8 protein-coding genes are annotated in these 11,811 nt (G+C 42.2%); 6 read left to right on the forward strand and 2 right to left on the reverse strand.

The window, feature by feature from the left end; genetic code table 11:
- Positions 1 to 131 precede the first annotated feature (131 nt).
- The 4 genes from SY85_RS19005 (at position 132) to SY85_RS19020 (ending at position 6,341) form a co-directional block, all read left to right on the forward strand.
- On the forward strand, positions 132 to 1,472 hold the full coding sequence (locus tag SY85_RS19005; RefSeq protein ID WP_099459397.1) for a porin: 1,341 nt from the start codon (positions 132 to 134) through the stop codon (positions 1,470 to 1,472).
- A gap of 128 nt (positions 1,473 to 1,600) precedes the next feature.
- A complete protein-coding gene (locus SY85_RS19010) occupies positions 1,601 to 4,384 on the forward strand; it encodes a TonB-dependent receptor (RefSeq protein ID WP_066406542.1) in 2,784 nt (927 codons plus the stop codon).
- A gap of 33 nt (positions 4,385 to 4,417) precedes the next feature.
- A complete protein-coding gene (locus SY85_RS19015) occupies positions 4,418 to 5,866 on the forward strand; it encodes a hypothetical protein (RefSeq protein WP_066406544.1) in 1,449 nt (482 codons plus the stop codon).
- A gap of 76 nt (positions 5,867 to 5,942) precedes the next feature.
- Positions 5,943 to 6,341, forward strand: a complete 399-nt coding sequence (locus tag SY85_RS19020) for a hypothetical protein (protein ID WP_066406545.1) — start codon at positions 5,943 to 5,945, stop codon at positions 6,339 to 6,341.
- Between the two features lie 151 nt (positions 6,342 to 6,492).
- On the opposite strand, the gene SY85_RS19025 is transcribed toward SY85_RS19020, so the two are convergent.
- Positions 6,493 to 7,545, reverse strand: a complete 1,053-nt coding sequence (locus SY85_RS19025) for a sensor histidine kinase (protein WP_066406546.1) — start codon at positions 7,543 to 7,545, stop codon at positions 6,493 to 6,495.
- Positions 7,539 to 8,222, reverse strand: a complete 684-nt coding sequence (locus tag SY85_RS19030; RefSeq protein ID WP_066406548.1) for a response regulator transcription factor — start codon at positions 8,220 to 8,222, stop codon at positions 7,539 to 7,541. The genes SY85_RS19025 and SY85_RS19030 overlap by 7 nt, the downstream gene beginning before the upstream one ends.
- Positions 8,223 to 8,542: 320 nt before the next feature.
- Between SY85_RS19030 and SY85_RS19035 the strand changes: the two genes are divergently transcribed.
- Together SY85_RS19035 and SY85_RS19045 are read left to right on the forward strand one after the other, a co-directional pair.
- Positions 8,543 to 8,956: a DUF7793 family protein gene (locus tag SY85_RS19035; RefSeq protein ID WP_066406549.1), complete on the forward strand. Its 414-nt coding sequence runs from the start codon at positions 8,543 to 8,545 to the stop codon at positions 8,954 to 8,956.
- Positions 8,957 to 9,558: 602 nt separating this feature from the next.
- On the forward strand, positions 9,559 to 11,793 hold the full coding sequence (locus tag SY85_RS19045; protein ID WP_082886607.1) for a hypothetical protein: 2,235 nt from the start codon (positions 9,559 to 9,561) through the stop codon (positions 11,791 to 11,793).
- The last annotated feature ends 18 nt before the right edge of the window (positions 11,794 to 11,811 follow it).

Consider the following 11,811-nt stretch of genomic DNA (forward strand, 5'->3'; position numbering starts at 1 on the left):
GTATGCGAAATTAAACTCTTCTGCATGCGATGATTTTGTTTACAGAGAATTAATATTAAATTAATATTGCCTCTGGTTTTTCAAGGTAATATTGCCCGCCTTTTCTTAATCTACTTCAATTTTACAGGGCTATGTTGAGCAACAACCATAATCAGACCAAGGTTAATCGTGTTTTTGGAAAACTGACTTGTTGGCTACTCTTTTTCCTGATTTTCAAAGCAGATGTTTTTGCTCAACGCTACCTATCCGATTACGATTCTACCTTATTTATAAAAGATACCTTACGGCCTTTAGCCAAGCGATTCAATAATATTAGTTTCAGTGGTTACATACAGCCGCAGTTTCAAGTAGCTCAGAAAAAAGGTACACAAACGTATGAGGGTGGCAACTTTCAGGAATTTGCTGATAGCCGGTTTATGTTACGCCGGGCCCGGGTAAAGCTTGATTATGCTATGCCAGGTAAGCAGGGTGACTTTCCTGCCGCTTTGTTTACGTTTCAAATTGAGGCCACGGAGCGAGACGTAAATATCAGGGACGTATTTGTTAGAGTCTATGAGCCTACCAAACACAATGCTTCATTAACGGCTGGTTTGTTTGCCCGCCCATTTGGTTATGAAGTGAACTTATCTTCCTCTTACCGCGAAACGCCAGAAAGAGGGCGCATGTCGCAAATACTAATGCCGAGCGAGCGCGACTTGGGTGCTATGGTATCTTATGAATCGCAAAAGCCAGAACGTAAGCAGTTTCAGGTAAAATATGATATCGGTTTGTTTAACGGACAGGGGAAATCGGGGCCGGCAGAGTTTGATTCTTATAAAGATTTGATCAGCCGTCTTACTATAAAGCCAGTTACTTTTTCAAAGCATTATACAATAAGCGGCGGCTTGTCATTTTTGCACGGTGGTTGGGTACAGACCACTAAATACCGTTATGAAATGGGTTTCAAGGATGGCTCTGACATGTTCTTAATCGATTCAAATACGGAAAATTTAGGAGGAAAGGCTCCCTGCGAATATTATGGCGCAGATATGCAACTGGCGTATAAACATGCCTGGGGTAAAACCGAAATACGCGGTGAATATTGGGCAGGTAAACAGCCTGGTACAGCTACTACCACCGTAAATCCTGGAACAGTGCCTACAGGACCTACCTATATCCGCCACTTTGATGGAGCCTTCTTTTACTTTTTGCAAAATATAATAAACGAAAAGTGGGAGATCATGGCCAAATACGACTGGTACGATCCTAATACTGATGTGGCTGGAAACTCTATTGGCAAGGCCGGTACCAATATGACGGCAGCCGATGTACGTTACGATACATGGGGCTTTGGCGCAACACACTATTTCAATGCCAACCTTAAAGTATTAGCCTATTATAGCCTGGCAAAAAATGAAACCACACAACTAGCCGGCTTTACTGACGATATAAAGGATAACGTGTTTACGTTCCGTATACAAATGCGCTTCTAATAAACAGTGAACATTTAAAAACAGGGTTAGTAACATTGCGGTAACATTAGGTTTACCTTTCCTTAATATTCGCGTAACATACCAGTAATATCTCAACTGTTCTTTTGCTAAAACTTTAGAACGAGATTATGTTCCGCTGTATTCTATCCCTGTTCATCTTACTACTATCCTTTACTTCTTCCTTTGCTCAAAATGTGAAATTGAGTGGTAAGGTTAGTAATGATAAGAATGAGCCTTTACCAGGTGTATCTATTAAAGCTACAACTGGCCCAGGTACTACTTCAGATGTTAATGGAAACTTCACATTAAGCTTAACTATTGGTCAGAAATATGAGCTAACGCTATCGGCTGTAGGCTATGCTACAAAAACAGTTAGTGATGTAGAAGTGGTAGCTGGACAAGTAAACGAGTTAAACATTACACTAGCTGTTGCTGCTAAAGACCTTGGTGGTGTAACTGTTACGGCCCAGGCCAGTAGTGCGCGTAAAGAAAACGTGGCTTCACTGATTCAATTCCAGAAGAATACGAATACAGTTGCTTCTGTTATTTCGGCTGAAAGCATTCGCCGTTCTCCAGATAGAAATACTGGTGAAGTATTAAAGCGTACACCTGGTGCTTCTATTCAGGATGGCCGCTTCCTTGTGGTTCGTGGATTGGCTGACCGCTATAACCAAGCCATGTTAAACGGCATCTTGTTAACCAGCACAGAGCCCGATCGTAAAACTTTCTCTTTTGATTTGATTCCTGCGCCGATGATTGATAATATTATTATCAATAAGGCCTTTGTACCCGAGTATCCTGGCGAATGGGCTGGTGGCTTGATCCAGGTAAATACAAAAGATATTCCTACCAGGAACTTCTTTAACATCCAGGTAGGTACTGGTTTTAATTCACAAACCATTGGTAAAAGCTTTTATAAAGACAGGGGTGGAGATTTTGATTGGCTGGGTATTGATGATGGCACTCGTGCACTGCCTAATACTTATACTACAAAGTCTGGTTTTGATGCATTGACACCTGCAGAAAAAACAGCTATTGGTAAACAACTGCGTACTGACTGGACGCCTCTTAAAACCACAGCGCCTTTAAACGTATCATTACAAACAAACGCAGGCTTTACTACCAACATCTTTAATAAGAAGCTGGGTGGTACATTCGGTTTACTATACAACAAAAGCAATCGCTACCAGCAACTATTGAACCGTTCTAATAACCTGGCGAATGGTGTATTTAGTATTAACTCCAGCTACGACGATGCTAAATACATTCAGGATGTAACCCTAGGTGCTTTAGGTAGCTTGAGCTTACAGCTGAATCCGTTAAACCGCATTTCGGTACGTACGTTAGTAAACTTAAATAACCCCAACTCAGTTACTCAGCGTGAAGGTTATGACGTTAACCGTGCTGAAGATCTAACAGGTTCAGAATTTACCTTTAAGCAAAACACCTTCTTTACTGTTCAGGCTACAGGCGATCACAATCCAATGACCAACCTGAAATTAAAATGGTATGGATCATTTAATATCCTGGACTCTTATATTCCTGATCAGCGTCGTATTGTTTATTCAAGACCTACAGGTTCATCAGATCCTTATTTACTGCTGATCTCTAATTCACTCTCTCAACAGAGTGGTAGCCGTATCTTCCAAAACCTGAGCGATTATATTTATACCGCTGGTGGAGATGCTGCTTATAACTTTAATCTGTTTGATAAAAAGCAAACTGTAAAAGGCGGTTATATGCTGCAGATCAAGGACCGTTTGTATGATGGTAAGTTCTTTGCCAATTACCTGCCTACTGATAATAAAACATTACGCCTGTTGCCAGCTGATCAAGTTTTTGCTGCTGAGAACTTTGGCGGTGGTACAGGTAATAAGTTTGGCTTTGATGCCATCAAGAATAAGGCGTTCCGTTATATGGCTAATACCATCCTGAATGCCGGCTATATCCAGTTCGATAATCAACTGTCTAATGCATTCAGAGTTGTTTGGGGTGTAAGAGCAGAACACTACGATCAACTGGTAGGTAGTGTGAAAGCTTCAGATCCTCGTCATACTTATTCTAAAGTAATAGACTTCCTTCCTGGTTTAAATGCTACCTATAAGTTGAATAACAAAACCAATATTCGCTTATCAGGTTCTCAAACCGTTATTCGCCCAGAGCTGCGCGAATTGGCTTCTCTGAATATTTATGACTTTGAATTAAACGCTTCTGTACAAGGTTATCCTGAACTAAAGCGTACAAAGATCACCAATGCTGATTTACGTTATGAACTTTATCCAAGAGCAGGAGAGACGTTTAGCGCCGGTGTATTTTATAAATACTTCAGCGACCCTATTGAACAACTGTTTGATGAAGCTGCTGGAGGTGCCAGTACCTTTACGTTCCGTAACACAGAAAAAGCTACTTCTTATGGCGTAGAAATGGAATTACGCAAGCGCCTGGATTTTGTAAACGCGCTGAAAAATTTCACTTTCCAAACAAACGCTACCTACATCTATAGTAAAGTAGAAAGTAAAGAGTTTGATGTTGCTCGTCCATTGCAGGGACAGTCGCCTTACTTAATAAACGTAGGCTTGTTGTACGATCTGCCTAAGCAAGGCTTAAACGCTACATTGCTATACAACCAGATTGGACGCCGTTTGTACTTCGTGGGTCAAGGTAACCTGGCCATTGGTGGTTCTCCTGATATTTATGAGGCTTCACGTCCGCTGTTAGACTTCCAGGTAAGTAAAAGAATTATCAATAATAAAGGTGAGATCAAGTTAAATGTATCGGACATCCTTAACCGTACACAGTATTTCTATCAGAATGCAGATGACAATTCTAAGTTCAATAAGAATGCAGATGCGTATCGCTTTACTAGAAAGTTCGGTACCAACTTCGGTGTAACATTCAACTATTCCTTATAACAAAACGTATAAAAAAATAAAACGAACAGATCAATGAAAAAGAACATTTTTTGCATAGCCGCACTTGCCGCACTAGTATTTGCTGGCTGCCGCAAAATAGAAATGGACGGAGAAACAGTTTACGTTCCTGTAAACGGAGGTAGCTCAGAAGCGGGTAAGCGTGTAGAATTAACAGGCCGGATCACTAAAGACACTATTTTACGTAAAGGCAACGAAAACATCCTGAAAGGCATTGTTTATATTACCAATGGCGCTACGTTAACTGTAGAAGCTGGCGCTACTGTTAAAGGTTCTTTCTCTGGTACAGATGTAGCCGCACTGGTTATTACCCGTGGTGCTAAAATCAATGCAGTAGGTACGCCAGAAGCGCCTATTGTGTTTACATCTGCAGCTCAAAACCCACAGTCTGGCGACTGGGGTGGCATTATCCTATTAGGTAAAGCAGCTATCAATACATCTTATTTAAGTAAAGCTGGCTTATACCAGGTAGAAGGTGGTGTTGATAATGCCGAGGGCGATGGTCTGGCCGGTTCAGGTGATGCTGTAGCCCCAACTCCGGTAAACAATGACAACTCTGGCCGTATGAGCTATGTGCGTATTGAGTATGCCGGCTACGCTTTTCAACCTGATAAAGAAATCAACAGCTTAACCCTGGCTGCTGTAGGTAGTGGTACTACTATTGATCACATACAAGTAAGCTATGCGAAAGATGATGCATTTGAGTGGTTTGGTGGTACGGTGAATGCTAAATACCTGATTGCCTGGAAAACACAGGATGATGATTTTGATACAGATAACGGTTATAGCGGTAAAGTACAGTATGGTTTAATTCTGCGTGATTCAGTTATAGCGGATATCTCTAACTCAGAAGCTTTTGAAAGTGATAACAATGCTACAGGAACAGCAGTAAGTCCTAAAACCACTGCTATCTTCAGTAATATCACGGCTATTGGACCAAGAGCTACTCTAAACAACATAGGCAGCACTTTATTTAGAGGTGCAGCACATATCAGAAGAAATACAGGTATCTCATTATTCAACTCTATCATCATGGGATGGCCTAGAGGTGTAGAAATTGATGCATCTACTGGTGTTTCTACTGCATTAAACATTGAAGACAGCACCATCCGTTTGCGTAATGTTACCTTCGCCGGTAACACCGTTAACTATCGCTTTACAGGTGTAGCTGGTACTACAATTAAGGATGACGCTTCATTAGGTGCATGGTTGTCTAACAGCTTTTATAACAACACCTTCCTGACAAACGCTAGTGAGGCAAAACTGATTCAGCCATTTAATTATACAGCTTGGGATCCAACACCGTTTGCTAACGGTAACGACGGAATTATTAAAGGCGCCAGCTTCTCTGACAGCAAATTCAACGGAGATAGTTTCTTTGATAAAACGGTTACTTTTCGTGGTGGTGTAGCACCTGCTGGTACTGATGCCTCTTGGTGGAAAGGTTGGACTTCATTCAAATAATTACAACGACGTCTATCCGTATAAAACCGCTGGTAATAGCCAGCGGTTTTTTTTATTTTTAAATAAAAGATCAATCATGCGATTACTGACTGGAATTTTAGGATTGTTACTGATTGTTAGTTGCCAACAGAAGAGCGCGATTACAACTACATTAGAGAAAGCCGATAGCATGACTATCCAGTTTTCCAACTCCACTACCAATAATTTAACAACGGATAAAACAGCTATTCAAAAGCTGGCCAATTTTATAGGGCATAAGGAAAAAGCATTGCCGCTGGAGTGTGAAGTAAAACCCAATGGTATGATCTTCTTTTATCAGAATGGGCAGCTGCAGGAGCAAGTGGCTTTTACCGATCTCTCACAAAAATGTCGCTACTTTATCATTACCATAAATGGCAAAACTATATATTCAGAAGTAGGGCATGAAGCGGCCGATCTTTTAACGGCAATACAGCAGGGGAAGAGCTCGTACTGAACCTCACCCCGGCCCTCTCCTAAAGGAGAGGGAGCGCCACCGCGCTGTGCCAGAAAATCAAACCTTTAATAAAGTAATGTCTTGTTGCCAAGCGGGCCTTTGTGCCACAGGTTTCTTCCCCTTCGGGGAGGCCGGCAGGGGCCGCTCACGTTTATGTCTCTCTACGCGCCCTTAGGGTAAAGCCAATCGTAGTCCCCACGCCTTCAGAGCTTCGTACATGAATGCTGTGGCCATGGGCCTCTATAATGTGTTTACAAATGGCGAGTCCCAAGCCGCTGCCCGCTACATCGCGGTTGCGGCCTGCATCTGTACGATAGAAACGTTCAAATATGCGGGGTAGGTGAGCGTCCGGAATACCCATACCATCATCACTGATCTCTATTAATATATTCTTGCCATCAGTATTGTACATACTGGCGGTGGTAGTGCCACCTTCTTTGCCATACTTAATGGAGTTGTCTACCAAGTTGGTAATAACCTGCCGGATCTTTTCCTTATCGGCGTATACGCCCAATGGCTGTTCACATCCTTTCTTAAAGGTGAAAGTAATATGGTGTTGTTCGGCTTTTAATGAAAGGGATTCAAATACTTCTTTTACCACATCCTGGATTACAAAGCCTTGTTTGTTAAGCTTGAGCTCACCACGCTCCAGGCGGGAGATCTCATCCAGATCTTGTATCAGGTTAACCAAACGCTCTACGTTGCGCGAGGCTTTCTGTAAAAAACGCGCATTGGTTTGCGGGTCTTCCATAGCACCTTGTAACAAGGTTTCAATGTATCCCTGAATGGCAAATACGGGTGTTTTAAATTCATGGGAGAGGTTCTGCAAAAACTCCTTGCGAAAGGACTCATTCCTTTTTAATATCTCAATCTCACGGCGTTGCTGCTCTCCCCAGGCTTCCACATCTTGGCGTACCTCGTCAATACTTTTTTGAGGCAGAATATGCTTGTAATACATTTCCTGCTTTTTGCTTGCCTTGGTGCGATAGATAAACTTATAGATGAGTTTTAACTTGCGGTAAATGAATTGCTGAATGATAGTGAAGATGAGGAAATAACTACCAGTAGTAATTAATACAAACGACACCGCAGCTTCAACCCAGTTTCCCTGCAGAAACCAGATACCCAGACTAATAGGGACAGAAAGTACAAAGGCGGTAAATGCCGCCAGCTGTTTAGGAGTTAGATTTTTTGTATTTAGCATGTAAGCTCAAACTTGTAGCCAACGCCTTTGACGGTGGTAATGCAATCTACACCCAATTTTTGTCTGATCTTACGAATGTGCACATCGATAGTGCGATCGCCTACAATTACATCATTACCCCATACCTGGCTCAGGATCTCATTGCGTAGAAACACACGCCCTGGCTTGGAAGCTAATAGATATAGCAGTTCAAACTCTTTCTTGGCCAATGTAAACTCCTGACCGTTATAGATAATAATAAAGCGTTCGGGGTCAATTTTCAGACCGTTCACTTCCACCACCTTGCTATCTGGTGTCTTAGCACGACGTAGTAAAGATTGCACCTTGGTAATGAAAACATTCGGACTTACTGGCTTGCTGATATAATCATCTGCTCCTGTAGTTAAGCCCTTTATTTGGGTGGCTTCATCATTCAATGCCGTAAGAAACATGATAAGGGTGTCCTTAAACTGGGGCTGGGCACGCATTATTTCGCACACCTGCATACCTGTTTTTCCCGGCATCATCATATCCAGCACTACCAGGTCGGGTTGTGTTTGTTGGGCCTTTATTATAGCCTCATCGCCATTTTGTGCTGTAATAACCTGGTAGCCTTCTTTGATCAGGTTGTATTTGAGAATTTCTAAAATATCAGGTTCGTCGTCCGCTATCAACACTTTCCTTGAGTGATTATCCATACAAGCGTTCTTTGCCGCAAACCTAAACAAAAAGCAGTTGGGGGCTTGTGTATTACAGCTCAGTTCACAAAGACTTAATGAAAATTTAATGGTAAAAGCTACTGATGAGGTTGGGGCTGGTGTGGTGAGGCACTGCTCTCGAAAGCATAGGAGTGGAGTAATATATACACGTGAAATTGGTCGTTTTGTTCCTGCCCACTCTTTTCTACCATACCGCCTATCTTTAACTTTTGAATAGTAAAGAACTTGCTGTTGCGAATAGCAAATCCTGTTCTTTTAAATCATGCGCTTTTTGCACATATTTCTATAATCATTGAATAATGCCAGCAACAACGAATAAGATAGAAGTTCCCACTGACCGACAAATATGGGAGGGTGAAATTGCCACCTACTGGTTTGATGAAGGGATATTGGTTTCACTTTCTAAAAGCCCAAAACGGACGGTGGAGAATATTTCCAGGAATGTGGCCTTTGTAAAACAAATCACCAACAATCAAAGAACACCACTTCTCATTTACCTGGCCAATTCGCCGGTGCCGGATAAGCAAACCCGCCAATTTTCAACGGCGCAATTACCAACCATTTATTCTGCCATGGCCATGGTTTCGAAACCTGGCCTGTCGAAGTTGATCATGAATATCTTGTTCTCACTCAAGCCACCACCCATTCCCATGAAAAGTTTTACAGATGACAAACAGGCGAAAGAGTGGTTGAAACAGTTTGTTGAAAAATAGCCAGCACACCGGCCCCTCAAGAGGAGAAGGCTAATGCACAGAAGATTAAACACTCTCATATAATAATCGCACTCCTTAGGGAGTGTTTTTTGTTTTAGTGAGCCTTCCCTTTATAATGTCAAATCTTCTGAAAAAAGAAAAACAGTTAGGTAAGCTAGGGACGGCTACTTATTAAAGATTATAACCATATTTGGCTTGGTCCTTTTTCAGGTTTTGTTCGATATTCCTTCGATTCTTCTTCGATATTCCTTCGATATTGCTTCGATAGCTAGAATCGAACAACTATCGAATCAGATAGGAATAAAATGTGTTGTATCCTGTCTCTTGCGCCTTGTTTTTGGATCATTCCCCATCTCTTCTTCCTTCATCATTCCTTGGTCCATATCCTTCTCCTTTTCCACTTTCCTCTGTGCGAAACCTATACTTTGTGTTCCTCCGTGTCTTTGTGCCTCCGTGGTTCTCTCCTTCCTCTGCGCCCTCAGCGCCTCTGCGTGAAACAAAATAGCGCGAAGCGCTCCCTATGCAACATTGCAGGTAATGTTTTGGTCTTAGTTAAACCATCTATAACGAAAGTTTAGGGAAGTGGGTACTAAATTTGCACTATGCGCCTCATGCACACGACCTTACGATTACTCCCCATAGCTATATTTACTCTTTTGGGGTCTTACGCCTTTGCGCAAAAAAGCACAGACAAAGGATGCAAACCTCCTATTAACCGTGCTCGCTGGCACGATCTTATAGATAAAGAGCAACGCTTGCTGCTGCAAGCCGATGGAAAAGCGGATAATGTTTTTGATGCACCGGGAGATGATGATGTGAACTATCTGGTAACGCAAGCTGCTACTCGTCGGGTGGATGAATTGCAATGTAAAATTGAACAGGATTCCACGGTTAGTCATCAGAAAAAAGTAGCCTACCTGAGTGGTATTGAAAAGTCGCTGCGCAGCTTTACAACCCTTTACCGTGCTCGTAGGGTGCCCATTAGCCAGTTACCGAACCTGGTAAATAGCTATGAAGCGGCTATGGAAAAAGACAAAGTAGGTGCTTCAATAGAAGGCATCATTGCTGGCAATACGTATGAGGTAGCCAATATGATCATGAGTTGTGGTGCCTTTAATGGTAATCCGCACTTTACAGCAGCACGCAACATACTGGTAATGAAGTATAGCATTACTTATCCCAGCCGCACTTTCCAAATATTACGAGATAATCCAGATGTACCGTTTCGCGACAGCCTGATACGCATTGCTGCTTACAAACATCCTAATCTTTTATATGATTATGCCGCGGCTAACAATAAGCTGGGTTACGCTATCCGTAAGATCGATGATCCACTTATTAAAACTGTTTCTCGTATTGCTACTAGCGGCGGTAGCGGGCAGATGTACTTTCCTTTTATTGATAACATCATGAGTGGAAAGCAAACGCTGGAGCAGATTGATTCAGTAAAAAACGACGAGGTTAAATACTATAAGCTACTGGTAAAAACGCGTATTGATTACATGGACCGCCTGTTAAACAAGGACACACTGTATGGTATGGCGGCTTTGGATTATCAACTGCGGAAAAAAGCCAGTGAGTACTTTATAAAGACGATCAACGCCTTGCACGAAGAAAGTGATCCGGTACGCTTTCGGATCTTAAACCAATTGACGGCACAGGAGCTTTATTACCTGGCGGTGTTTTCTGAAAGTGAAATTTATACGTCTTCTTATACCCGGGGAGTGTATCCTTACATGATGCAGAAGATTGCCAACCGCGGCGATTCGCTGTTATTATCCGTAAGCTTTGATAAGTTCAGGAAGTTTATTCGCCTGGCTGCAGGTTTCAATACATTAAGTGAATTCTTAAACTCTTTCCCTGATAAGGGACAGGCTGAGCGCCTGATGACGGCTTTTGTAAATGGATTGGAAAAGACCAACAGCCTGGAAGATGGTGTGGATATAGCCGACTCGTATGCCAGCATTTCAGAAAACAACAAACCTCTGGCAAACCGGATGCTGGAAAATGTAAAGAATAATTATGAGCGCAACCTGGCAGAGAATAACCAGCGGGGTATCATTATGTATAACCTGTTGTATAAACTCTTTGAATCTGCCGACTCCAGTTTTCATATTGACCTGTCAAAAGAATTTGGTATTCCTCCGGTATACAGTGTTAGTTATGATGCGTTGACCAGAGACTCTGCTCACCAGGTAGTGATCCAGGTTTTCTTTTATGGCGATCAGGATGGTAAGAATATTTTCCAAGGATACCTGCGCCAATTTGGTAGTGGTTGGAAACGTGCAGACACCAAACAGTGGGTGTCTTTTACCTCTACAAAGGGTAAGCCTATTGTGATCTATGCCAATAAGCCATTGCCTGAAGAAACCGACGAAGATGAAGAAGCGCAAAAAGCCCTGACGGCCTACCTGCAGCAAAATGATATGGAGCCCAGTATTATTATACACCGTGGGCACAGCTATTATGCCGACTATACCATTGACAAGATTCAGCCTTCGGCAAAAATCGTATTCTTGGGTTCTTGTGGTGGTTACCACCTGATCCACAAAGTATTGCAACACGCTCCGGATGCACATATCATTGCTTCCAAACAAATTGGTAAAACGGTGATCAACCAACCTTTTATCAACTTGTTGATGGATAAACTGCAGAAAGGAAGTAACATCGACTGGATTCCGTTTTGGAAAGAATTCAGCCGGCAGGTTACTGATAAAGAAGGGTTGGAAGATTATATTCCACCACATAAAAATTTAGGTGCGCTCTTTATCAAAGCCTATAAACTGCAGACAGGGGAAGATGATGACGATGATGTGGCTACACAGAGTTATTTTTGATCATTAAACTGAAGATTT

The sequence above is a fragment of the Flavisolibacter tropicus genome (assembly GCF_001644645.1).
GTDB lineage: Bacteria > Bacteroidota > Bacteroidia > Chitinophagales > Chitinophagaceae > Flavisolibacter > Flavisolibacter tropicus.